19 protein-coding genes and 3 pseudogenes are annotated in these 23,526 nt (G+C 67.9%); 13 read left to right on the plus strand and 9 right to left on the minus strand.

Annotated features, from left to right (window positions below):
* Positions 1 to 145: 145 nt before the first annotated feature.
* Positions 146 to 1,042 carry a helix-turn-helix transcriptional regulator gene (locus tag AB0O15_RS42905; RefSeq protein WP_364332157.1) on the minus strand — a complete coding sequence of 299 codons (897 nt, stop codon included), beginning with the start codon at positions 1,040 to 1,042 and terminating at the stop codon, positions 146 to 148.
* Positions 1,043 to 1,212: 170 nt separating this feature from the next.
* Between AB0O15_RS42905 and AB0O15_RS42910 the strand changes: the two genes are divergently transcribed.
* From AB0O15_RS42910 to AB0O15_RS42925, 4 genes are all read left to right on the plus strand, one after another.
* Entirely contained in the window at positions 1,213 to 2,076 is an 864-nt protein-coding gene (locus AB0O15_RS42910; RefSeq protein ID WP_364332160.1) for an SDR family NAD(P)-dependent oxidoreductase, read from the plus strand.
* A 77-nt stretch (positions 2,077 to 2,153) separates the two neighbouring features.
* Positions 2,154 to 2,843, plus strand: coding sequence for a type 1 glutamine amidotransferase domain-containing protein (locus tag AB0O15_RS42915; protein WP_364332163.1), 690 nt, complete (start codon positions 2,154 to 2,156; stop codon positions 2,841 to 2,843).
* Positions 2,840 to 4,351: an NAD-dependent succinate-semialdehyde dehydrogenase gene (locus AB0O15_RS42920; RefSeq protein ID WP_364332166.1), complete on the plus strand. Its 1,512-nt coding sequence runs from the start codon at positions 2,840 to 2,842 to the stop codon at positions 4,349 to 4,351. The genes AB0O15_RS42915 and AB0O15_RS42920 overlap by 4 nt, the downstream gene beginning before the upstream one ends.
* A 76-nt stretch (positions 4,352 to 4,427) precedes the next feature.
* Positions 4,428 to 5,753 carry a lyase family protein gene (locus AB0O15_RS42925; protein WP_364332169.1) on the plus strand — a complete coding sequence of 442 codons (1,326 nt, stop codon included), beginning with the start codon at positions 4,428 to 4,430 and terminating at the stop codon, positions 5,751 to 5,753.
* A gap of 179 nt (positions 5,754 to 5,932) precedes the next feature.
* Here the strand turns inward: AB0O15_RS42925 and AB0O15_RS42930 are convergent, their stop codons facing one another.
* The 4 genes from AB0O15_RS42930 to AB0O15_RS42945 form a co-directional block, all read right to left on the minus strand.
* Positions 5,933 to 6,082 (minus strand): hypothetical protein, encoded by a 150-nt coding sequence (locus AB0O15_RS42930; RefSeq protein WP_364332172.1) that lies wholly within the window; start codon positions 6,080 to 6,082, stop codon positions 5,933 to 5,935.
* A gap of 151 nt (positions 6,083 to 6,233) precedes the next feature.
* A complete protein-coding gene (locus AB0O15_RS42935) occupies positions 6,234 to 6,407 on the minus strand; it encodes a hypothetical protein (protein ID WP_364332175.1) in 174 nt (57 codons plus the stop codon).
* A gap of 226 nt (positions 6,408 to 6,633) precedes the next feature.
* A complete protein-coding gene (locus AB0O15_RS42940) occupies positions 6,634 to 6,915 on the minus strand; it encodes a hypothetical protein (RefSeq protein WP_364332178.1) in 282 nt (93 codons plus the stop codon).
* Positions 6,916 to 6,971: 56 nt separating this feature from the next.
* Entirely contained in the window at positions 6,972 to 9,500 is a 2,529-nt protein-coding gene (locus tag AB0O15_RS42945; RefSeq protein WP_364332181.1) for a LuxR C-terminal-related transcriptional regulator, read from the minus strand.
* Positions 9,501 to 9,765: 265 nt separating this feature from the next.
* On the opposite strand from AB0O15_RS42945, the gene AB0O15_RS42950 reads away from it, so the two are divergent.
* Entirely contained in the window at positions 9,766 to 10,455 is a 690-nt protein-coding gene (locus AB0O15_RS42950) for a helix-turn-helix domain-containing protein (RefSeq protein ID WP_364332184.1), read from the plus strand.
* A gap of 347 nt (positions 10,456 to 10,802) precedes the next feature.
* Here AB0O15_RS42950 and AB0O15_RS42955 read toward each other — a convergent pair whose 3' ends face one another.
* Positions 10,803 to 10,976, minus strand: coding sequence for a transposase (locus AB0O15_RS42955; RefSeq protein ID WP_364332187.1), 174 nt, complete (start codon positions 10,974 to 10,976; stop codon positions 10,803 to 10,805).
* A gap of 316 nt (positions 10,977 to 11,292) precedes the next feature.
* On the opposite strand from AB0O15_RS42955, the gene AB0O15_RS42960 reads away from it, so the two are divergent.
* The 3 genes and pseudogenes from AB0O15_RS42960 to AB0O15_RS42970 form a co-directional block, all read left to right on the plus strand.
* Positions 11,293 to 11,463, plus strand: a complete 171-nt coding sequence (locus AB0O15_RS42960) for a helix-turn-helix domain-containing protein (RefSeq protein WP_364332267.1) — start codon at positions 11,293 to 11,295, stop codon at positions 11,461 to 11,463.
* A 785-nt stretch (positions 11,464 to 12,248) separates the two neighbouring features.
* Positions 12,249 to 13,256, plus strand: coding sequence for a group II intron reverse transcriptase/maturase (gene ltrA / locus AB0O15_RS42965; RefSeq protein ID WP_364332190.1), 1,008 nt, complete (start codon positions 12,249 to 12,251; stop codon positions 13,254 to 13,256).
* Between the two features lie 374 nt (positions 13,257 to 13,630).
* Positions 13,631 to 14,902 (plus strand): annotated as a pseudogene (locus AB0O15_RS42970) (NF041680 family putative transposase); the annotation flags it as partial.
* A gap of 236 nt (positions 14,903 to 15,138) precedes the next feature.
* Here the strand turns inward: AB0O15_RS42970 and AB0O15_RS42975 are convergent.
* Positions 15,139 to 16,113, minus strand: a complete 975-nt coding sequence (locus AB0O15_RS42975) for an Lrp/AsnC family transcriptional regulator (protein ID WP_364332192.1) — start codon at positions 16,111 to 16,113, stop codon at positions 15,139 to 15,141.
* Positions 16,114 to 16,208: 95 nt separating this feature from the next.
* Between AB0O15_RS42975 and AB0O15_RS42980 the strand changes: the two genes are divergently transcribed.
* Complete coding sequence (locus AB0O15_RS42980) at positions 16,209 to 16,937, plus strand: SDR family NAD(P)-dependent oxidoreductase (protein WP_364332195.1); 729 nt, start codon at positions 16,209 to 16,211, stop codon at positions 16,935 to 16,937.
* Positions 16,938 to 17,169: 232 nt separating this feature from the next.
* Here AB0O15_RS42980 and AB0O15_RS42985 read toward each other — a convergent pair whose 3' ends face one another.
* Both AB0O15_RS42985 and AB0O15_RS42990 read right to left on the minus strand, forming a co-directional pair.
* A complete protein-coding gene (locus AB0O15_RS42985) occupies positions 17,170 to 18,120 on the minus strand; it encodes a transposase (RefSeq protein ID WP_364332198.1) in 951 nt (316 codons plus the stop codon).
* A 200-nt stretch (positions 18,121 to 18,320) separates the two neighbouring features.
* Positions 18,321 to 18,670, minus strand: a pseudogene (locus AB0O15_RS42990) (transposase); the annotation flags it as partial.
* Between the two features lie 436 nt (positions 18,671 to 19,106).
* On the opposite strand from AB0O15_RS42990, the gene AB0O15_RS42995 reads away from it, so the two are divergent.
* From AB0O15_RS42995 to AB0O15_RS43010, 4 genes and pseudogenes are all read left to right on the plus strand, one after another.
* Positions 19,107 to 19,874, plus strand: a complete 768-nt coding sequence (locus tag AB0O15_RS42995) for a S8 family serine peptidase (RefSeq protein ID WP_364332201.1) — start codon at positions 19,107 to 19,109, stop codon at positions 19,872 to 19,874.
* A 44-nt stretch (positions 19,875 to 19,918) separates the two neighbouring features.
* Positions 19,919 to 20,928 (plus strand): annotated as a pseudogene (locus AB0O15_RS43000) (S8 family serine peptidase).
* Positions 20,929 to 22,146: 1,218 nt separating this feature from the next.
* A complete protein-coding gene (locus tag AB0O15_RS43005) occupies positions 22,147 to 22,962 on the plus strand; it encodes a helix-turn-helix transcriptional regulator (RefSeq protein ID WP_364332270.1) in 816 nt (271 codons plus the stop codon).
* A 98-nt stretch (positions 22,963 to 23,060) separates the two neighbouring features.
* The gene (locus AB0O15_RS43010) at positions 23,061 to 23,522 is read left to right on the plus strand and encodes a nuclear transport factor 2 family protein (RefSeq protein WP_364332204.1); all 462 of its coding nucleotides are present in this window, start codon (positions 23,061 to 23,063) and stop codon (positions 23,520 to 23,522) included.
* Positions 23,523 to 23,526: the final 4 nt, after the last annotated feature.

Below are 23,526 nucleotides of genomic sequence, written 5' to 3' on the forward strand. Positions count from 1 at the left end.
GCGCTCACCACCACCCTGGGGTGGGGTTCGGGAGGGAAGAACCTTCAGCTGACTTCCCTACGCCTCGATCGCAGGCCCGCAAACGACGACGAGGACTGGGGCCCGGGTGACGGCGGCGACCCCGTACGGCAGCACCGCGTCCCGGTCAGAGCGAAGCGGGCGGCGACGCGGGTTCGTCGAGGTTCGGGTGCACGAGTGCTTGGTCGGCCATTGCCCAGGAAGCAAGCAGCCCCAGCGCCTGCCCCGAGGCCGAGTCATCGGCAGCCGTGTACAGGTAAAGGGTCTGGTCGGCGTCACCCGGCAGATTGAGGGTCTCGTAGTCGACGGTGACCGCCCCCACGACGGGGTGACGCAGACGCTTGGTGCCGAACGTCCGCTGGTAGACGGAGTGTTGACCCCACCAGGTCTTGAAGTGGCTGCTGGCGGAGGACAGTTCCTCGACGAACAGGCGGTCGGCCGGATCGTTCTGGCGTCGTCCGACGTCCAGGCGGAGGCTATCCACCAGGGCGCGGGCCTGTGGTTCCCAATCGACGAACAGGGCCCGAGCCCCCTCGTCGAGGAACATCCACCTCGCGTAGTTCCGTACACCTACCGGCACGCGGTCGAAGTTGGCGAAGAGGGCGCGGGCCATGAGGTTGGACGCGAGCACGTCCCCGCGGCGACCCAGCAGCAACGCCGGCGCCTGCAGCCCATCGACCATCCGCCGGATCGCCGGACGCGCCGCTTGGAAGTTGGGCCTGCGGCCGTCCAGGCGTGAGGCCGCGGGATCCACCAGAACGGCCAGATGCTCGCGGCCGGCGCGGTCGAGTCCCAGCGCGCGGGCGAGAGCCTCGACGACCGAGGGCGACGGCACGATCCGGCGTCCCTGTTCCAGCCGTACGTAATAGTCCGTTGAGATGCCGGCGAGCCGGGCGACCTCTTCCCGGCGGAGCCCTTGCACCCGGCGGGTTCGTCCGTCGGCGGGCAGACCCGCTTGCTCCGGGTCGATCCGGGCCCTCGTGCTGCGGAGGAAATCGGCTAGCTCTGTGTTGCGAACGGCCATGCCAACAGCATCGCACGGAACCGGCTAACGCTGACTGGGCCGCTGAGTCCTAGCCAGCAGCGTCCCCGTCCGGCGGGTTGCGGCGACCGGCTCCCGGCGGGAAATCTGTTGCGAGACGGAACATCCGCCAGGCGCCGTCGCAACCCCCAAATCCTACCTAAGGATCATCCATGCCCTATCCCACCGGCCGCCCCGCCACCTGGTTCGTCACCGGCACCTCCCGCGGCCTCGGCCTGCTCCTGGTTCAGCAGCTGCTGCAGCGCGGCGACAATGTGACCGCCACTACCCGTTCCGCCGAGCGGCTGAGCGACGCCCTGGCGGGAGTCGACACAACGCGCCTGCACGCCGTCGAGGTAGACCTGACCGACGAGCAGGCCGTGGCGGGGGCCCTCAGTGCCACCGTGAACCGCTTTGGCCAGATCGACGTGGTCGTCAACAACGCCGGCTACGGGTTCCTCGCTGCTGTCGAGGAGGTAACCGACGCAGACGCTCGTGAGATGTTCGACGTCCAGATCTTCGGCACCTGGAACGTTCTGCGGGCCGTCCTGCCGATCTTCCGCGCCGCGCGAAGCGGACACGTCATCAACGTGTCCTCCATCCTCGGTCTCACCTCGTTCCCCGGGTGGGGTCTGTACTGCGCCGGCAAGTACGCACTGGAGGGGCTCACGGAGAGCCTCGCCGCCGAGGTCGCCGACCACGGGGTCAAGGTGAACCTCGTCGAGCCCGGCTACATGCGCACCGACTTCCTCAAGACCCACTCCCTCGGCCTGCCCAACAACGCGAGCGACGCCTACCCCGGCGTCCGACAGATGACCGAGCAGCACCTCGCCATGCCCGGCAGCCAACTGGGCGACCCCGCCAAGGCCGCCAGTGCCATCATCTCGGTCGCCGCTTCCGGGAACCCCGCCCCGCTGCACCAGATCCTCGGGTCGGACTCCTACGGGCTCGCGAAGGGTCGGGTCGACGCGCTCCTCGCGGACATCGAGGCCTCTCACGCCCTGGCCGTCACCACAGATATCCCCGACGCCGCCTAGCCGACGCAACGACTGACCACACCCGACGTTCGGACGGCATCGCGCCGCGCCGACCGTCCAAAGCGAGGGAGCACTACGTGACCAACATCCTCATCGTCCTCAGCGCCGCCGATTACTGGACGCTGGCGAACGGAGACAAGCACCCGAGCGGCTACTGGGCCGAGGAGTTCGTCGTCCCGTACCGGAAGTTCCTCGCCGCCGGGTACAGCGTCGACATCGCCACCCCAGGCGGTGTCGCTCCCACGCCTGACCCGACGAGCTTCGACCCCGCCGTCGCCGGTTCCGAGGCCCTCGGCTACGCCGACTACCTCGACTCCCTCGACGCCCTGCGCGCGCCCTTCAAGCTCTCCGAGGTCGACGCCGACGGCTACGACGCCATCGTCATCCCCGGCGGGCACGGACCCATGGAGGACCTCGTCGACGACCCCGACATGGGCGACGTCCTCGCCACCGCCGTCTCCCACGGACGACTCGTCGTCGCCATCTGCCACGGGCCCGCCGCACTGCTGAGCGTGACGGACCCCAACGGCGCGTGGCCGTTCGCGGGCAAGCAGATGACCTCGCTGACCGACGAGGAGGAAACCCTGTTCGGCACCGCCACGAACGCCCGCTGGCTCCTGGAGACCCGGCTGCGCCAGCAGGGCGCCTCGTTCGTCTCCGGACAGCCGTGGGCCTCCAAGGTCGTCGTTGACGGGCGCCTCATCACCGGCCAGAACCCCGCCTCGAGCGCGGAGCTCGCCGACCACGTCCTGGAGGCGCTCGCGTGACCGCCACCGACACCGCGCTCGAGCAAACCTCCCCCCTGTCGGCCACAACCGGCGTCGGCCCCCGGGATCTGGTCGACGCGGTCCCGCACGAACTTTTCATCGGGGGCCAGTGGGTCCCGGCTGGCGACGGCGCGACCCTCGGCGTCGAGAACCCCGCGACCGGTCAGCGGCTGTGCGAGGTTTCGGATGCCTCCGCCGCCGACGGGCTGCGCGCCCTCGACGCCGCCGTCGCCGCTCAAGAAGCGTGGGCCGCCACAGCTCCCCGCGAGCGCGCCGACATCCTCATGCGCGCCTACCACACGATGATGGCGGACACCGAACCCCTTGCGCGGCTCCTCACCCTCGAGATGGGGAAGTCCGTGGCCGAGTCGCGCGGCGAGGTCCGCTACGCCGCCGACTATCTGCGCTGGTTCGGTGAGGAAGTCCCGCGTATCGCCGGCGCCTGGCGCATCAACGGGCCGGGGGACGGTCGCATCATCACCATGCAGCAGCCCGTCGGGCCCTGCCTGCTGGTCACCCCGTGGAACGCCCCCCTCGCCCTGGCCACACGCAAGATCGGCCCTGCGCTCGCAGCGGGCTGCACCGCCGTCGTCAAGCCGGCCGCCCAGACACCGCTAAACACGCTCTACCTGGCCGACGTGTTCGCCCGCGCCGGTCTGCCCGCCGGCGTCCTCAACGTCGTCACCACGACCAACGCCGCGGGACTCACCGGGCCGCTCCTCGCCGACGACAGGCTCCGCAAGGTCTCGTTCACGGGTTCCACCCCCGTCGGGAAACTGCTGCTCGAGCAGGCGGCCGGCAACGTGCTGCGCACCTCCATGGAACTCGGCGGGAATGCCCCGTTCGTCGTCTGCCAGGACGCCGACCTCGACGTCGCGGTTAGCGCCGCGCTCACCGCGAAGATGCGCAACATCGGCGAGGCGTGCATCGCCGCGAACCGCTTCTTCGTGCATGCGACAGTCGCCGACGAGTTCGTGGCCAGGCTCACTGCGGAGATGGCCGCGCTGAGGGTCGGTGACGGGAGCGAGCCCGGCGTCAACGTCGGGCCGCTCATCGACGGACGTCAGCGCGCGAGGCTGGGCGCGCTGGTCGACGAGGCGGTCGCCGGGGGCGCCAACCTCCACATAGGCGGCTACATCGACGCCCAGCCCGGCTACTTCTATCCCCCGACCATCCTCACCGACGTGCCGGACGACGCCCGCATCCGCCAAGAGGAGATCTTCGGGCCCGTCGCGGTCGTCAACACGTTCACCGATGAACAGGCCGTCATGCAGGCAGCCAACGACACCCCTTACGGGCTGGTCGGCTACGTCTTCACCCGGGACCTCAGCCGCGGTGTCCGACTCGTCGAGCAGCTGCAGACCGGCATGGTCGGGCTCAACCGGGGCTTCGTCTCCGACGCCACGGCACCATTCGGTGGCGTCAAGCAGTCCGGTACCGGCCGCGAGGGCGGCTTCGAGGGCATCCGCGAGTATCTGGAGACCAAGTATGTCGCCCTCGGCCTCTGAGGCTACGGCTCCCGGTGCCCCGAGGCTCCTGCCCGGTCCGGGGAAGCCGGCCGGCAGCGGTCCCTTCTCGCTGCTCATGCGACTGACCGGCGACCCGGCGCAACAGGCCATCTTCGACGAGGACAGCACGATCGAGAGCTGGCTCTCGGCCGAGCGTGCGCTCGCCGCGGCGCAGGCGGAGCACGGAGTCATCAGCCCGGACACCGCCGACGCGATCGCGGGCGCCGCCCAGCTCCACAACATCGACCGGGACGCGCTGTGGGCCACCGCCGGCAACGTCGGGTACCCCGTCCTGGGGCTCGTCCGCCAGATCGCCGCGGCCCTCCCTGCCGGGCCGAGCGGACGGGTCCACTACGGGGCTACCACGCAGGACATCATGGATACCGGTCTCGCGTTGCAGATGCAGGCGTCCCTCGCGGGGCTGCAGCGGCAGGTCCAGCAACTGGGCGACGCCCTCGTGGAGCAGGCCACCCGCCACCGCGACACGGTGATGGCTGCGCGCACGCACGCGCAGCAAGCAGTGCCCACCACGTTCGGCGCCACGCTCGCCGTCACCCTCGCGCAGGTCGCAAGACAACGGGAGCGTCTGCGGGAGGCAACGGACCGGGTCGCGGTGGTGTCGCTGTTCGGTGCGGGTGGGACGGCTGCGGCTCTCGGCCCGCACGTAGTACGTATCCGCCGCAGCATGGCGCGCCGGCTCGGGCTCCGGTCCACCGACGTCCCGTGGCACGTGACGCGCGATGGGCCCGCGGAATTTGGGTGGCTCTGCGCGACCCTTGCGGGCACCTGCGCCCGTGCCGCGCGCAACATCGTCGACCTGTCCCGCACGGAGGTCGGCGAGGTTTTCGAGCCCTACAGCAGCCACCGCGGAGCGTCGTCAACAATGCCGCAAAAGGTAAACCCTATCTCCTCCGAGGGGATCATCGGCGCGGCCGGAGCGGCAGGGGCGCTCACCTCGGCTCTCGTGCGCATGTACGAGGCCGGTCACGAGAGAGCCGCAGGCGAGTGGCAGACCGAGTGGCAGGTCTTGCCCCAGCTCGCCGTCCTGGCCGGCACTGCCCTCGGGGAGACCATCACCATCGTGCAGGGCCTGCGCGTAGACGAACAGCGCATGAGTGCGAACCTGACCCTCGACCACGGCGCGGTCCTTGCCGAGGCGCACCTGTTCGCGCTCGCTCCGACGCTCGGCCGGGAGCTCGCCCACGACGTGGTGTACGAGGCGGCGACTCGCGCGCGTTCGAGCGGTAGGTCCCTGACTTCCTCCATCGAGAGTGTCCTCGACGAGAGGCGGCTCGCTCACTCGGGCACGTCGGGAGCCGTGACTGTGCAGGGCGGCCTCGGTCAGGCCGGTGCCATCGTCGAGGCTGCCGTGGACGCATGGACGTCAGGCTTGGCCGGCTGACCGGTCGAGAGGCGCCATCAGGCGGTGGTGTGGCCTGTGCCGCCACGGCCCGGCGCCGGGTGCTTCATGGCATCCGAAATCGGTAGCCGGGGTTCTCCGTCCGCAACGCGGCCAGACCCGCGGCGGCCGGCCACGCCGCCGGAACAGCTCCAGGGTGTAGGGCTGCTCCAACCACCCCATCAGCACCGCTCGCACAGCGTGTAGTCGACCTCGAAGATGAACTCGTCGCGGTCGACGCCCTCGCCGGCGCGCAGGTTCGCCGCGCGCGTCCGCCAGCCGGGCCGCTCCGCCGAGACGGTGTCCTGCCACGGCGTGTCCAGCCGTGGCACGACCGGCCACCGATGGGCGGCCACCGGCCGCCGGTCAGCCGCCGCAGCAGCTCACGCCACGGCTGCCGGCCGGAGACCCGGCCGCCCTGTCCGGTGCCGGCGATCAACGCCGCGGTCGCCGCATCCCGCTGGTCGTCCAGGCACACCGGCGTCAGGCCAGCTCGCCGGCGTCGATCTGTGCCTGGCTCGCCTGCTCGAGCAGCGCGTTGGCCAGGTCCCGCAGCGGACTCAGAAGCTGCAGATCCGGATGGGCACCGGCGAACGTCTGACCGCCGCGTTGCTGGGCCGCGTCGACGTTCTCGGCGCGGCCCAGCGGAACAGGCAACTGACACGCAGGCGTCGCCGGAACGCGCCATTCCCCCTCCCAGCAGGTTCGCAGGGTTCGGGAACGTCGACTGACATCGATAGTGTGTGCTGGTGGGCGGGGGCGAGTGAGGGTGGCGGAGCAGGTGGACGTGGCGGCGCCGGATGGGTCGGTGCGGATTGTGGCCCGGCTGGACGGCGCTGTGGGTCCGCCTAGGCATGTGCGTCCTCGTCGCTCCGGCACCCGGTCAGTTCATATACGTCGCGAACCAGTCCAGGACCTGCTTCGGCTCCCGCTGGAAGCGGACGTAGCCGTCCCAACGCGCGGTGCTCCCGTGGATCCAGTGCAGCTGCCGCTCGGTCGGGATGTTGTCGAAGATCGCCTGCACGTCGTCGGGACGGGTGAGCGCATCGTCGTGGACCTGGTAGAGGAACGTCGGCGCCGTGACGCCCTTCGCCGCCTCAACCGGCGAGAGCTCCGCGAGGCCGAAGCCGGCGACGGCGGCTGATGCGAGCGCCGCGCTCCTCACTCGTCGCCGAGCCGTCCCGAAATGGGACGGCCGCTCCCGAGTCGAATATCCAGCCGTTATCGTCGTCTAATTTGGGACAGCTGGCGCCCCGCTGCTGTTTCGATTTTCATCCGGGATACCCACAGCGCAACCTCCACCCGGCTGCGGACGTTCAGCCGCGAGCGGATGTTCGCCAGGTGGCTGGCTACCGTGCGTACGCTGATGAAGAGCCCTTTCGCGATCTGAGCGTTCGTCAGCCCTTGGGCGACCTGCACCGCCACCGCGAGCTCCCGGCGTGTCAGGGTGCCGGTGGGGTCTTCGTCGATCGGCAGGCCACCGCTGAGTGCCAGATCGGTGAGCTGTGGAATGGTCATCAAGGGACCGGCCGCCGACGCCGCCTGAGCCGCCGCAGGGCCGATGGCCTGCTCCGCCGCTCTGGTCGTCTCCTGCAGCTGCCGAGTCCAGAAGGCCTGGACCGGGCGGCCCACGGCGGCCGTTCCGGCTATCAAGGTGAGAGCCAACGTGTGCTTTTTGCGCCGCATTGCGAGGATCGCTGCGCATTCGATCGCGCTGAGCACGATGTCGCGACGCGGGACCGGCATGGTGAGCACGGCGGTGATGTACTCGGCCGCGGCGGCATCATCGTGTTCCAAAGTCGCCGCCACAGCAGCGGTGTGCAGCAGGCTCAACCCGGAATCGTTGGCGTAGGGGAGGGCCCAGTCGGCTTGTGACTCGTACATCCGCATGGATTCGGTGATTGCCTCGCGCGCCGCTGCAGGGTCTCCGTTTGCCACGAGCAGCCATGCCTGCTTGCTGAGGACCCAACCAGCAAGGTCGGTCCGATCCTCGCGCAGAAGCATCTCGGTCAGCTCATGTCCGATTCGGAGTCCGCCCGGAAGGTCGCCTGTGGAGCCGCGCGTCATCATGACGCTTGTCAGCGCGATCGCCAGCGTGTCAACGTCGTCAAGCTCGCGTGCCAGCTCGTATGCCTGGTTCGAATGGTGAACCGCGGCTTCGAGGTCGCCCTGGCGCGTGTCGTTCCTCGCGAGCCAGGCCAGGGCGTTCGCTCGGTGCAGCGCAGGCGTCCCAGAGTTGCTCACTACGTCCGAGAGAAGCCGTCCGACCTCGTCTAGGTCGGAGGTGTTTGCGAGAAGGCGGGCAAGCAGAATGGCCAGGTCGGGGTGCGACGGGTGGCTCATCGCAGCAGCGACATTCACGCCGTAGCGCAGATTTTCCGTCTCAGCGACGATGTGTTGTTCGATCATCGTCCGCTCGGCGCTCCACGAGTGCTGCGACAGTTGTTGCCCGACGGCAGCCAGCCACTCCAGCAGCAGAATCTGTGTGGGAATGAGGTCGCCGACATCGGTCAGGACTTCCCGGCCGAACGCGCGGAGCGATTCGAGCATGCGGAATCTGACTGGACACTGCGCGTCGGTGACGATCATCGACTTGCGAGCGAGGCCGGCCAGCAGAGCCCACAACTGCGCCCGGCTGAGACCCAGGTCGGCCGTCACTGCGGCGGCACTTCGCTGGTCGAACCCGCCAGGCAGCAGCGAAAGCCGGGCGTACACCTGCCGTTCCGTCTCGTCCAGCAGCTCGTAGCTCCACCGGATCGCGTTGCGAAGGCTGCGTCGGCGACCGATCGCCGAACGCTGGGCGCCGACGAGCAGATCGAGCCGCTGCGCCATCATGGACAGCAGAGACTCCGGCGTGAGCACGTCCATCTGGTGTGCGGCCAGCTCGATCGCGAGCGGCAGGCCATCGAGCCGGTCGCAGATCTCCGCGATGACGTCAGCCCAGGCATCCGGATCGAAGTCGGGCCTCGCCGCCGACGCCCGAGCGCCGAACAGGCGTACCGCTTCCGCTCGTAGCGGCTCCAGCAGCATCACGGTCTCGCCCTGTAGACCCAACGCCTCTCGGCTCGTGGTCAGAATGTTCAGGTTCGGCGCGTGCGCGAGCAGTTTAGGTACGACCTCGCTCAAACTGTCCAGCACGTGTTCGCAGTTGTCGAGCACCAGCAGGGCAGCTTCCGTACCGTTGGGTTCTCCCGCCCTGCCGACGGCCAGCGCGACCTGCCACGGCTTGGTCACCGGCGCCAGCTCGACCCATCGGACGCCACCGGGGTATGACGGCTCGCCACGTCGGGCCAACTCTGCGGCGAACCTCGTCTTTCCTACGCCGACCGGGCCGACGACGCTGACCTGCCGCGACCGGCGCAGCAGGTCGGACAAGGCCGCGAGTTCTCGCTCGCGGCCGACGAAGCTGTCGAACACCGGTGGTACCTGACACGTGCCCGGAGGCGCTTCGGTGAAGCTGGGCCGAGATTCGGCTGCGGACAAGATGGCCGTGCCGCTGCGGTATTGACGGTGCAGCGTCGAGACCGGAATGTCGATCAGATCGGCGAGCTGCCGCCAGCTGAGCCCTCGATCGCGACCGAGCTCGACGGCTGACCGAAGCCCCCAGGCGGCCACGCGCTGCGCTTCAGCGAACGCCGCCGCGATCGCCGCCGCCTCCGAGGCGTTGCCGGCGGACTCGGCCACGGCGGTGAGCTGACGCAGATAGGACTCGACGTCCCGGACCAGATCGCCGTTTTCCTGCCGTACCAACTCGCCTCCGTAACTGCTCGGGAATCAGATGCGTCTCCTCGATCTCTTACCGACGCGGATCGCCCATGACGCCGACCAAGCTGAACATCGCCGGGTCTTTGATCGCCCGGGTAACATCGTCGGCGCAAGAAGTCGGTCCAGAGCCGGTTGTTGTCGGGCGTTCACAACGCTCAGCATTCCCGCGCGCTGCGCACCGGCGGGCAATTCCGTCCGCTGGATGGACAGCCGCGAGGATCGGCACGCGAGCCGGTGATACGAAGGTGACATGACAGCTGCGCAGGATTCAGGCATCAACCGCCCGGACCAGGGTCGCGGCGTCATCGACGGCGCGTTCCGGCTGCTCAGCCTATTGCCCGAGGTGACCGGCGATCATCAACTCAACCAGCTTGCGGAATTGTCCGGGATACCCCGTCCGTCGGTCTACCGGCTGATGTCCCAGCTCCAACACGTGGGCGCCGTCGACCTCGTCGGCCGGCGCTATGTCGTTGGGCCTTCGATCACCGAGCTCGCCCGCCGCGCGGAACCGGCCAAGGGCTTACGCGACCGGGCTCTGCCGTACATGTCCGCGCTGAGGCAGCGAAGCGGTGCCTGCGTGTCCCTGGTCGCCCCGGCCAGCCAGGGGGCAGTCATCCTCGAGGTCCTGCCCGGCCGAGATCAACTACCGGTGCACATCCACGCTGGACGCGTACTGCCCGACCTGGCCGCAGCCTCCCTCATCCTCAACGCGGCCGAAGTCCCCGACCGCGTGGACCCCGTTCGCCGCACAGCCGTCGACCACCAGCACATTGTCCCCGGTTTGCATTGTTTCGCCGCCGCCATAACCCTCCCCGACGGCGGTCGGGCAGCGTTGCAGATCGCCACCAACGAGCCGATCACCAGCCCGGACGACCTACGCCTGGCCCAGGAAGCGAGCCACCGGATCGGCGCAGCCCTCCGCGCCGATGCGGCACAGTAGCGGTTTCTTGTTGCTTCGTCTGTGTGCGGCTTACAGGAACTCGCTGCGATAGGCCGACGCCGGCGCGGCGGCGGCGCTCGGCGCGTTCGCCGTCGGATAGCTGCGGCGGGGGCGCGTCCCAGCCGGCGACGACGTCGCCGATGCGCATAAGGGACTCGTCCTGGCCGGTGCTCGCGGTGGCCGTGAGCCCCGGCCCCGTACGAGATCGCGACCAGGCCCGTGCGGGTAGTGACGCGATCAAGGTGTCGACCCGAGCGAAGCCCATGCTGGGGTGACCACGCCGTCGTTGCGCCGCGTCGCGACCACGTGCGGCGGGTCGTGTTCCTACATGAACACTCGCAGCTACTTCATTGGCCGTAGGCTTCGTCCATCGTCACCCGGCCGGCCGGAATACCCGCGGCGAACGCCCTGGCCAGCATGGTGCGGGCCATCTGAACCTTCGTCACGAACTCGACCTCGTCCGTGACGCTGGCGGCCCGGCAGCACTCACGCTCGTCGGTCCAGGCCTGCGGCAGATACAACTGCCGGTCGATCAGTGCATGACCGTTGTGCGAGCGGTAGGGCCATAAACACGCCGACCTGGCAGGTGCCCCGGATCGAGGAGGAGATCCTCTACCGGGTGCTCACCGGCGCGCTCGGCGGGTCGCTAAGCGCGGCGATGCGCCCAGGAAACGTCGCCACGGTGCGCGGGGCGGCCGCGCATCTCGCCGAGAACGTGGCCGTACCGGTCTCGCTGGCGGAACTGGCCGCCAGCGCGCACTGCAGCCCGGTCACCCTGGCGAAGCATTTTCGGCGTGTGACGGGCACGAGCCCCTGCAGTTCCACAAACAGCTCAAGCTGCAGCGGGCCCGTCAGCTGCTGGCCACCGGAAGCCACACGGCGGCTTCTGCCGCCGCATCCGTCGGTTACCTCAGCCCCTCACAATTCAGCCGGGACTACCGCCGCCGATACGGCACACCCCCGCTGCAGCATGCCCGCATACTCACCACGCCGGAGCAGCCGGTCTGATAGCCGCTCAAATCGAGCCTAGGGTGAGGTTGCTTCAGGCCGGCGGCGGCAGGACATTGAGCGTTATCCAACTTGCTTCGCCCAGCTGAACGACGCCTGACTGCAAGACCGTAGTCCGAATCGAAGGCTACCTCAGCTTGTTCTTTAAGTGCGCCACGAGCGCGGAAGGTGAGGTTGTGTAGGAAACCTCATTGATGCGGTGCTGTGTAGATGATGAAGGTTTTGTGGCCCTTCGGCGTCGCCCTGCGGGGGCGTCAAACCGTCCCAAGCTGCGTTGGTTGATGACCGTCGTGGTGAGCGTTGGGGAGAAGGCGCGGCGTGATCGCGTCAGGTGGGGATTGGGGAGGCGAGCGTGAGCGAACCGCTGATGACGTGTCGAAACAAGTAGATGACATCGAAACCGGGGCGGTTAAATGGCGCCGGGATGAGCCTGGCGGGTGCCCGTCTATTGGCCAGGTGGTGTCCGGCATGGAGGCGGCGCGAGTCCGGTCTGCGGCTTCTACACGGAACGTGGGAAGGCGAGTGTCGATACTGTCGTCTGGCGCCAAGAGTGTGAGACGGCGAGAGGGAGCGCGTCGTGCGACGGAAATCGTGGGCGTTGAGTACCGATGCGACACGCGCTGGCGGACCGGCCCGTAGTAGTGGTGAAGCACCTGTAATGGGTGTGGAGCGAAGGGCCGGCTCATCAAGATTTGTTTACGCGAACAACCGGGCGTGAGCCTGGGATGAAACGGGTGAGCATGTCAGGTCCACAGGTTAAATCGTTTGATGTTCCGAAGAGTCTCGTGTGGGAGGCGTACAAGCGAGTCAAGGCGAACAAGGGTGCCGCCGGAGTGGACCGGTGCTCGATGGAGGAATTCGAGAAGGATCTGAAAAGGAATCTGTACAAGATCTGGAATCGGATGTCGTCGGGTACGTACTTCCCTCCGGCGGTGAGAGCGGTGGAGATCCCGAAACCGGGTGGGACGCGCATGCTCGGCGTTCCCACTGTGGGTGATCGCATTGCACAGACGGTGGTCGCGCTGACGTTGGAATCCCGCACGGAAGGGATCTTTCACGACGATTCCTACGGGTACCGGCCGAGGCGGTCCGCCCTGCAGGCGGTCGAACGGTGCCGGCAACGGTGCTGGAAGAAGGACTGGGTGTTGGACCTCGACGTCCAGAAGTTCTTCGACTCCGTGGATCACGTTCTCATGGTCAAGGCTGTGGAGGCGAACACCGACCAGCGTTGGGTGGTGCTGTATGTGAAGCGGTGGCTGGTCGCACCGCTGCAACTGCCCGATGGAACCCTGCAACCACGGGACCGGGGGACCCCGCAGGGTTCCGCGGTCTCGCCTGTGCTGGCGAACCTGTTCATGCATTACGCGTTCGACATGTTCCTGGCCCGGGAGTTCCCGACCGTGCAGTTCGAGAGGTATGCGGACGATGCGGTGGTGCACTGCGTGACCGAGCGCCAAGCTCGGCAGGTATGGGCGGCGCTGGCTGAGAGGATGGAGGGAGTCGGGCTGCGACTGCATCCCGACAAAACCAAGATCGTGTATTGCAAGGACGGCAGGCGGCGGGGTTCGTTCGCGAAGACGTCGTTCAAATTCCTCGGATACACGTTTGGCCCCCGGAAAGCGCAATACCCGGACGGGAGGGCGTTCACGTCTTTCCTGCCCGCGGTGAGTCCGGAGGCACTCAAGGAGATGGGTCACCGGGTCCGTGAATGGCGGATCCATCTGCTCACCAGACTCGATTTGAACGAGCTCGCCGAGTGGATCAATCCAATCGTGTCGGGCTGGATGACATAATACGGCCGGTTCTACCGGTCGCAGCTGTATCCCTTTCTGTTACGCGTCAACACCTACCTGGCGCGGTGGGCTCGGAAGAAGTACAAACGGCTGCGCGGCTATAAACGTTTCAGAACTTGGTGGTCCGGGCTCGTCGATCGAGAACCCGGCCTGTTCAAGCACTGGGCGTGGGTCGACAATTTCCTGTGGGTTCGATGAGAAGAGCGGAATGACGGGAGACTGTCACGTTCCGTTCTGAGGGAGCCCGGGGGTGCGATTCCCCCGGGCCACCCGACCCCGTGAGGGATCCTTGGTGGCCCTGGTTGATCATGGGAACAGCCCTTGGTCGATGATCTTCTTGTCTAGGGAAGAACATCAATACCAAGGGCTGTCTGTTGAATAGTGTGCACGACGGGTGTCAGGCGGACGCAGCGGGGGAGTTGGCAGGGTTTCGGCGTGAGTTGCATCGATGTCTGACCGCTCGTGCGGACGCGTTGTTCGAGTTGACAGATGCGCTGTTGTGTACCGACGGGCCGGTGAAATCGTTGGTGGGGTTGAGTTTGGCGCCGGAACACCGGCGTGGCCACGGCGCGATGTATGACGCGTTGAACTGCGGCCGTATCGATGTGCAGCGGTTGCGGACCGCGGTTACCGGGCTGAGGCTTCCGCGCGCTGTTGACGGCCGGTTGGTGTTGGCGGTCGATGTCAGCGCATGGCTGCGACCGGACGCGGCGACGAGTCCGGATCGGTTGTTCTGCCACGTGTACGGCCGTAGCCGCAGCAAGGTTCAGTTCATTCCGGGGTGGCCGTACTCGTTCGTGGCGGCGTTGGAGCCGGGCCGCACGTCGTGGACGCAGGTGCTGGACGCGGTCCGACTCGGTCCGGACGATGACGTCGCGCAGGTGACCGCGGTGCAGGTCCGTGCGGTGGTGCAACGGCTGATCGCGGTCGGTCAGTGGCAGCCGGGTGATGCGGATGTGCTGGTCGTGTTCGACGCCGGTTACGACCTGGCCCGGCTGGCGTTCCTGCTCGCGGACCTGCCGGTGGAGGTGCTGGGCCGGCTGCGGTCGGACCGGGTGTTCCGGCTGCCCGCCCCGCCGCGTGCGGCCGGGGCCATCGGCCGGCCGGCCAAGCACGGCGGTGAGTTCGGCTTCGCTGACCGCGACACGTGACCGGAGCCGGACGTCGTAACCCTCACCGATACCAGCCGTTACGGCACGGCGCCCGCGACGGCCTGGGACCGGTTGCATCCGCGGTTGACCCGCCGCGCGGCGTGGCTGGACTACGACGGTGATCTCCCGGTGCTGGAAGGCACTTTGATCCGACTCGTCGTGGATCACCTGCCGGGCGACGGTGATCCGAAACCGTTGTGGTTGTGGTCTTCGCGCATCGGAGCCACGCCGTCTCATGTGGATTTCCTGTGGCATGCGTTCCTGCGCCGCTTCGACCTCGAACACACATTCCGGTTCTTCAAGCAGACCCTCGGCTGGACCACCCCGAAGCTGCGTGACCCGCACGCCGCGGACCGGTGGACGTGGATCGTGATCGCCGCCTACACCCAGCTGCGTCTCGCACGCCACCTCGCCCAGGACTTGCGCCGGCCGTGGGAACGTCTCGCACTCGCAGGTCGGCTCACCCCGGCCCGGGTGCGGCGCGGGTTTCGGAACCCCCAGGGGTCAATTTTCGGGAATCGGCGACACCGACCTGCTCAACCCAGTCACGTAGCCGCAGCTCCGACTCGTACAGCGGCTCCGAGCGCGTTCGTCGGGGCGTCTCCCCAACGGCGCAACACGCCAATCTCGCTATCTGCCGGACCGGACTGCGCACGGTGCGCGGCAGATCCGGATACGCGATCTCGCGTGGAACTCACGAACTTCCAGCGGCGCACGTGCGAGCGAGTGCGTCAGCTGAGTTCCACCAGGCGGTCACCGGAGAGCAGGGTGCCCGACTGTTTGACGTGCCGCAGCAGCGGAGAGATCTCCATGCTCTGCAGCCCCGTCATCGACCCGAGGCGGTCGGACGTGAACTCGAACAGTTCGTTGAGGTCGCGGCAGTGAGCGACCGCATGGATGTTGTGCGGCCCGGTGACGGCCGCTGCGAAGGCGATCTCCGGCTGTCGGGCAAGGGCGCGTCCGACTGTTTTGACCGCGGGCGGGTGCACGCGAAGCCACAGGTTGGCCCGGGCCCGATAGCCCAGCGCGACCGCAGCGATCTCGACGTCGATGTGTACCACCCGCCTCCGCAGCAGGGCTTGCAGGCGCCGGGACGCACGTCCGGGCGTGAGGCCGGCCACCGCGGCGAGGTCGACCAGGCCGGCGCGTCCGTCCGAGGCGAGCAGCTCAAGCATCTTCTCGTCGGGCATGGTGAGGGTGATCGGGTCGCGGGCGACGACCGGGCTTTCGACGAACGGGGCGCCGTCGCCCGGCCGCGACTCCTCTTCCGGGGTCAGCGTCCCGTGCAGGGCGGCCCAGTAGTGGCCCCGGCCGCCGACGAACTGGCGGAGCATCGCCGACGCGTTGATGTCGATGACCGGCGCCGTGCGGGCAAGCCGCCGGCCGAGGAGGTCGTCGCGCTGCTCCGCGGTGCGGGACGGGACCGGGCACGTGACCTCGGCTTCCGCCGCAGTGATCGCCACCCAGCTGACGTCTACCCGCCGGGCCAGGGCGTCGGCGATCGCGGTGACGCTGCCGGGCCGGCAGCGCAGCCGCACCAGCCATTTGCTCTGCCCCAGCGCCCCGGGATCGACGATGCCGGCGACGCGGATGACGCCGTCGGCCAGCAGACGCCGGTAGCGCCGGCGCACAGCGGTTTCGGTGAGGCCGAGCGCGGTCGCGACGGACGCGAACGAGGCCCTCGGGTCGATCTGTAATGCCCGCACGATTCGCACATCATCGACGTGCAACCTGCCGGATTCGCTCATCTGGTCGCCAGGCCACGTAGGCAATCATACAAATCCGCCGCCCGGAAATCGCCGTGGCGGGCGGCGCGGCGGAAACTGGCGCCATGACTGATCTCGGTACACCGACAGCACTCATCGTCGGCGCCTCACGTGGCCTCGGCCACGCGATAGCCGCCGAGCTCCTCGCCCGGGAATGGGAGGTCATCGGCACGGTCCGGGACAGGGCCGCTCGTACGCCGTTGCACGACCTGGCCGACCGGTCAGCCGGACGGCTCCGCATCGAGCCCCTCGACATCAACGAACCCGCGCAGCTGACCGCCCTGCACGAGCGGCTCGCGAACCGGCGACTTGACCTGCTCTTCGTCAACGCGGGAACCACGAACAACCAGGAGACGCCTATCGGCGCGGTCCCAACAGCCGACTTCGTCGATGTGATGGTAACCAACGCCTTGAGCCCCATGCGCGTCGTCGAGGCACTCGACGACCTGGTGCCGTCGACCGGCCTCATCGGCGCGATGTCGTCCGGGCAGGGCAGCATCACCCACAACACGAGCGGCTCGCGCGAGGTCTACCGGGGCAGCAAGGCCGCCCTCAACATGTTCATGCGCGGCTACGCAGCCCGGCGGTCGGACCGCGCACTCGTGCTCATCGCACCCGGCTGGATCCGCACCGGCCTGGGCGGCTCCGAGGCGCCGTTCACCATCGAGGAAACCGTCCCCCAGATCGTCGACGTACTGCTGTCAGCGCTCGGAAAGCCGGGCCTGCAATATCTGGACCGCTTCGGCAATACCGTGCCATGGTGATCGACCGGCCAGTGCCGCACCGCCTGACCCCCCTTTTGGCCCTGCCGGTGCGCACGCACATCGGCTAATCCGAGAGCGCCGTACGCCGCTAGCGCCGTGAATCTGCGTAGTCGTTGGACTCCTTGCGACTGACTTCCGCAGACGCACGGACGTAGATGGTTGCTGTGTACTTCGCGGCGTACGCGGCTCTGCAGTCCAAGGGCTCTGGCAAGATTTTCGTGGCTGGAGATCATCAGTGGCGGCGTAGGTGCGCGATGAGTATGACTCGTTGGCGTAGGAGTGGGATTTCCGCCCGGCCGGCCATGATTCGTTTCTGGAGTTTGACGTCGGTGATGCGGCCTTCGTTGACGCCGGAGCTGTGGGGCGAGGTGATGGCTTGGATGACTGCGGGGAGGTCTTCGCGGATGACTTTGGCGAGGCTGGGCAGTCCGGGCAGGCGGCTCGTTTCGAGTTCGTCGAGCCAGTCCGGCAGAGGTTCGGCGTCGCCGGTATCGAACATGGCGGCGAATGCTCGGACCAGGGTGTGAGCGCGGTTGAGCTCGGGGCAGTTCGGGAGCAGCCGTTGAAGTCGTTCGGCGGTGTCGAGGGTCCGGCGCGAGGGGTTGCTGGTTATCCACCGGGCCGTTTCTCGTGGTGACGGTGGCCGCTGGCGGGGCTGATCGACGGGCAAACCTTGGCGTAGCGGCGCGACCGCCATCTTCACCCGCTGGTAGTGGCCGAGGTAGCCCTTGGCTTTCAGCTCTTCGTGCAGCACGGTGGCGTTGTGTTCGCCTTCGTCCCAGCGCTGCTGCAGATACTCAAGGTAACGGTCGAGCGGAGACGGGACCCGTGGGCGCCGGCGTACGCAGTCCTGCCAGTTGGAGGCGGTCGCGTACTTGCGGACGGTGCGCCAGTTGAGTCCCAGTTCACGGGCGACGGAATTGTAGGCGCGGCCGGTATCGGTCAGCGCGTGCACGGTCTCGAACAGGTGCTTGGCGTGGCTCACCGCAGGGCTGTCCGTGGTGGGCGTGGCCTTGGTTTCGGCGTCCGTGGCCAGGGCCGGATCGGGTTCGCCGGCCGCGGTGCGAAGACAGGCGTGGTGCACAGTGGCGATCTGCTGGACCGTCCAACCGAGCCGCTCCAGCCTTAACATGATCATGTCCCGGGTGTCCTCGTCGTCCTCGGCCACCAGAACCGTTGCCATGGGGAACCTCCACCGGTCACCATGCCGGACGACGCGGGGCTCATTCCTGACTGTCTGCGCGCTCCGTGCCCTGTTTCTATCGGCTGGTCCGGCGGATCACCGCGCCGGTTTAGCGCCGGCAACCGGTTTGCACCCGGACTGCAACCCCGATCGCGGGGCTTGTCTCGCCGGCGAGGACCTCCATCATGCCGGTCAAGCTGGCGGCGTTTGACCACCGAGAAGCCTTTGACCTCCGGATCCTTGGTGACCACTTCGACGTCGACGCCGCGTTCGGCGCCGTGCTCGACGGTTTTGACCTTGGATCCTGTATCGACCCGGGCCTTGGTCAGAGTCGGGTGGCTGGCGGTGGCGTGATCGAGCAGGTCGTTGCCGATCGCGTTGTCGCTGATGCCGGCGGCGGTGACGATCACGGCGAGCAGCAGGCGAGGGTGTCGGTGATGTTGCCACGTTTGCGGCCGATGATTCTCTTGCCGGCGTCGATGCCGTGGGTGGTGGTCGGGACATTGGTGGAGGTCTTCGCACTTCGGCTATCCATGATGGATTCTGATGGCATCCGGCGGCGAGTGCCGGCGCCACCCTTTCGCGTCGCCATGGCGAGTGACAAGTTCCATGGCGTGATGAGGTAGCGGGGGCCGATCGCGAGGGGATCGCCTTTCCCGGGGCCGCGTGAGAGCCGCCTTGCAGGGGGAAGGCTTGACGGCGCGACGCACGCGCCGATGGCCCGACTCGCAAAGGGCGAGAGCGGGCGAGGGATCGTCGTCCGACTTCGGGATGGCCCGATGTTGGGGACGGAGCAACCCCCGCGGCTGCCGGAACCGTCAGGTGGGCATGAAGCCAATCAATGTACGCCGGCGCACCGCGGTGGTGGCGAGCCTCGTACTCGTCGCCGCGGTCTGTCCGCCGGCCCTGCGGCCGCCAAGGTTGCCCCACCCGCTTCTGGTGCGGCCGGTCAGTCCCGCACGGTCACTCTGGTCAGCGGGGATCGGGTGACGGTCTCCCGGCCCGACGCCACCACGGCGCGGGTCGAGCCCGCCGCCGGCCGCGAACGCATCGCCTTCACCACGACCGTGGTGGACGGACACCTGCTCGTGGTGCCCGCCGACGCGGCCCCGCTGCTGCGGACCCAGCAGGTCGACCGGCGCCTGTTCGACGTCACCGAGCTGATCCGGCTCGGCTACGACGACGCGTCACGGCCGACCGTACCCATGATCGTCCAGCCCGGCTCCACGGCGCGGACCAAGCAGAGGATCGCCGAAGCCGGCGGCCTGATGGGCCGGGACCTGCCGGCAGTGCGCGGGCTCGCCGTCCAGGCGCGCAAAGCTGACACCAAGGGCTTGTGGGAGACGCTGAAGAGCACGAAGCCGCGGGTCTGGTTGGACGGGATCCGGCAGCTGAGCCTGGATGTCAGCGTGCCGCAGATCGGTGCACCGACGGCGTGGCAGGCCGGCTACACCGGCGAGGGGTTGGCCGTGGCGGTGCTCGACACGGGCGTCGACGCCGATCACCCCGACCTCAAGGGCAAGGTGACCGCCCGGAGTTTCACCGAGGACCCGACTCCCGGAGACGTCCACGGCCATGGGCACCACGTCGCGTCGACCGTCGCCGGCACCGGTGCTGCGTCGAGCGGGAAGTACAAGGGTGTGGCGCCCGACGCGACCATCCTCAGCGGGCGGGTGTGTGGCAGCTTCGGCTGCCCTGATTCGGCGATCCTGGCCGGGATGGAGTGGGCCGCGGTGGACCAGAAGGCCGGGTGATCAATATGAGTCTGGGCGGTCTCGATCTTCCTGGGATCGACCCGATGGAGGAGGCCGTGAACACGCTGTCGGAGCGGACCGGGGCGCTGTTCGTGATCGCGGCCGGCAATAACGGCGCAGCCGAGACGATCGGCTCACCCGGGAGCGCGGACGCGGCGCTGACGGTGGGTGCGGTCGACAAGTCCGATCGCACGGCCGAGTTCTCCAGCCGGGGGCCGCGTTCTTTCGACGGAGCCATCAAGCCGACATCGCCGCGCCGGGCGTCGGCATCGTGGCGGCCCGGGCGGCCGGAACCGCGATCGGGACGCCGTCGGCCGACTTCCCCGAGGCGTACACGGCGCTGAACGGCACGTCGATGGCCACGCCGCACGTCGCGGGCGCCGCCACCCTGCTTGCTCAGCAACATCCGGATTGGGCCGGCGCGCGGCTCAAGACTGCGCTGATGGCGTCGGCCAAGCCGGACACCGCCGCGGGGCCGTTCGAGCAGGGCGCCGGGCGGGTGGATGTGGCTCGGGCGGTCACCCAGACGCTGACCAGTGAGCCGGCGTCGGTCTCGTTCGGGCTGCAGCCGTGGCCGCACGACAACGACACCGCCCTGACCAAGACGCTGACGTACCGCAATGCCGGGACGGCCGATGTGACCGCCGAGCTGGCGCTGACCGGTGAGGCGGGATCGGTGTTCCGGCTGAGCGCGACCAGCGTGACGATTCCGGCCGGCGGCACGGCGAGCGTCACGGTCACCGCCGACACCACGGGTGACGTGGCGCCCGGAGCCTACAGCGGACGGATCATCGCCACCGCCGGGACGGCCCGGACCTCCACGCCGGTCGCTGTTCAGAAGGAGGACGAGCGGTACTCCGTCACGTTGCGCAACATTGACTCGGACGGCAACCTCACCCCGAACAACATCGCGCAGATCATCGGGCTCGACGGCGACTACTACACGCCCCGAGCCACCCGAAATGGACGCCGAGAAGAAGATCAACCGTCAGGCAGACTGGTCAAGCATGTCCCGATAGCGATCCGTCAAGCATGTCTTGAGACCCCACATTGACAACCCTCGCTGACCTGCAAGATCAGGTTGGAAAAGGCTCAATGTCGCGAGGGCCGTCATAGATGTGTGACAGTGCAAGGAAAGCGAATGCGCCAGCACGACGCGCGGCTCCACGAGTTCGTGCTGGCTCGGCGGGCTGGCCCCTCGCGCATCTCGACGCTGCTGGCGGCCGTTGCGGTGAACGATGATGTCAGGGAGGCACTGCGGGGGCTGGCCGGTCGGTTGACCGCTTCAACGCTGGAGCTGGCGTACGCCGACCTGGATCGCGGTCGTCGGCCCGGCGCTGCCGGCGTGGAGCTTCGTTCTGCTGGAACACCTGGTTCGACCCACTATCCACAAACGACACCAAGAAACGCGTCCGCTGGACCGTCAGCCGACGAATCCGCAAGGGGCCAATCAGCCGACCCGCCGGCTGAACTCCCCAACTAGCCAAAGCGCTACGCGCGGTCCGCTCATGGCTCACCCCATGGCTGCACCTGCAACGCTGGTGGCAAGCATGGACCGACACACCCCCACCGGCTGAAACTCCAGCAACTCCTCAACGCCCTCGAGCGAGGTCACGCCATCAACCTCTATCTACCCCCATAAAGGCGACAAACTACCGCTAGCCTGCGTCCTTCGTGCGGCAAACAGCCCTGGGCGCCTGCGGCGATGGTTGTGCCGAGCCCAGCGGCGAAGGCCCAGGTTGGGGCAGCAGCGCTACTGGTAGCGCACACGACGGCGGAGGTAACAACACCCCGGTGCTACCCCCGGCCCCGGCTCGTACCGGCCCATGTGCGACCAGGTGTCCTGACGCCCACCTATCCGGTCCACGAGCGGACAGACCGGCGAACAGGTCACCGCTCTGTCCGCCTGTCCGCGCACCTGCTGGGGTACCTGTCCGGATGTTGTTGCTGGTTAGAGATGAATCGCGAGGAAGGCGATGAGCTGGTTGTAACTGGTCGGGTTGGATTAGGTTGAGAAGTCCGGCGAGGCGGTCGCTGGGCGCGGCTGGGGAAGGCTATCGACATGCTTGATCGCCGACTTCCTTGCAGCAGATTATCCCCTTCGGGCGTATGCACTGCCTTCTCGCCGCCTGGAGGGGTGTTGCGCGACCGGCTCAAACCCTTACGGTTCGACCACAGAGCGTCCAATGCAGAGGAGCTTCCCGAGGCGCAGAGGCGCTGGCGCCGTGCCCGCTCATTGATCTTGCAATCGGCGTAGGGTATGGCCGTGGCAATGCCGGAGAACACCCTGGGCGCATTCCTGCGGTCCCGCCGCGAGCGCCTCGACCCCGCCGACGTCGGCCTGCCCGCGCTTATCCGTCGCCGTACGCCCGGACTGCGCCGCGAGGAAGTCGCCCACCGCGCGAAGCTGAGCGTCGAGTGGTACACCCGCCTCGAACAGGGACGTGGCGGGCCGCCCTCGGCGCAGGTACTCGACAGCGTGGCCGGCGCGCTGCTGCTGAGCCGCACCGAACGCGAACACCTCTTCCTGCTCGCCCACGGACAGCGCCCCGAGGCGCCGCACATCGACGCGGACCGCATCGACCCCCGGTTTCGGCGCGCCCTCGACGGTTTCGCGCCCGGACCGGCATACATCAAGACCGCGGCGTGGGACGTGATCGCCTGGAACCGGGCCGCGCGGCTCATCCTGTCGGACTACGAAGCCAGGGCGCCTGAGGATCGCAACATCCTCAAAATCCTGTTCCTCGAGCCCGCCACGCGCGGGCAGCTTGCCGAATGGGAGCTGGAGGCTGGGCGGATTGTGTCGACATTCCGGCGCGAGCTGACCCGCTGGGGCGCCACCGAACGGGCGGAGAAGCTCGTCGAGCAGCTCCGCGTCCGCAGCTCCGACTTCGCTCGCATGTGGGGCGCCCATGACGTCGGCACGCTGGGCGAAGGCGTCAAGCACCTGGCCCATCCGATCGCCGGTGACCTCGCTATGTGGTACTCGTCCTACGTCATCGACGACGAGCCCGGGCTGGGGCTGGTGCTCTATACCCCCGAAACCGACGACGACGCGCGTCGCATGCAGCGGCTGCTCGACCGCTGAGACGGGTACTGGCCATACCCGTATAAACACACCGTGAATAGCCTTCCGGTCCCGAGCGACCATCGGTGGCGTAACCCTCGCCCGGAAGGAAAACGGCAATGATCACCGCACAGACCCCCGGCCTCGATCAGCAGATCCGGCAACGGATGCTGGCCTGGAAGGACGCCTTCGAAGCCAAGGATGTCGACGCCATGATGTCCTTCTACGCCGACGGCGACGCCTTCAGCGCCTTCGACCTCATGCCGCCCATCGAGTTCCGCGGCGGCACCATGTGGCGCGACAACTGGGTGAATTTCTTCGCCGTTTTCGAGGGACCCCTGCGCCTGGAATTCTCCGGCCTGCAGGTGCAGGCCGCGGACCAGCTCGCCGTCGTCCGCGTGCTCGTGCGCCTGGACGGCACCATGGACGGCCAAGTCACCGACATGTGGGTCCGCACGACCAACTGCTTCCGCCTTATCGGCGGCCAGTGGCTGATGTTCCACGACCACGTGTCGATGCCCGTCGACTTCGCCACCGGCCGCACGCTGATGCACCTCACCCCCGAGAAGCCGTTCGGATGAGCAC

This window comes from Actinoplanes sp. NPDC089786, from assembly GCF_040684855.1.
In the GTDB taxonomy this organism is placed as follows: domain Bacteria; phylum Actinomycetota; class Actinomycetes; order Mycobacteriales; family Micromonosporaceae; genus Actinoplanes.

Excerpts from the sequence above, each read along its gene's own strand:
- AB0O15_RS43005 (WP_364332270.1), top strand. The coding sequence starts at position 22,147 with ATGCCGGAGAACACCCTGGGCGCATTCCTGCGGTCCCGCCGCGAGCGC.
- AB0O15_RS42910 (WP_364332160.1), top strand. The coding sequence starts at position 1,213 with ATGCCCTATCCCACCGGCCGCCCCGCCACCTGGTTCGTCACCGGCACC.
- AB0O15_RS43010 (WP_364332204.1), top strand. The coding sequence starts at position 23,061 with ATGATCACCGCACAGACCCCCGGCCTCGATCAGCAGATCCGGCAACGG.
- AB0O15_RS42925 (WP_364332169.1), top strand. The coding sequence starts at position 4,428 with ATGCGACTGACCGGCGACCCGGCGCAACAGGCCATCTTCGACGAGGAC.
- AB0O15_RS42985 (WP_364332198.1), bottom strand. The coding sequence starts at position 18,120 with ATGGCAACGGTTCTGGTGGCCGAGGACGACGAGGACACCCGGGACATG.
- AB0O15_RS42950 (WP_364332184.1), top strand. The coding sequence starts at position 9,766 with ATGACAGCTGCGCAGGATTCAGGCATCAACCGCCCGGACCAGGGTCGC.
- AB0O15_RS42905 (WP_364332157.1), bottom strand. The coding sequence starts at position 1,042 with ATGGCCGTTCGCAACACAGAGCTAGCCGATTTCCTCCGCAGCACGAGG.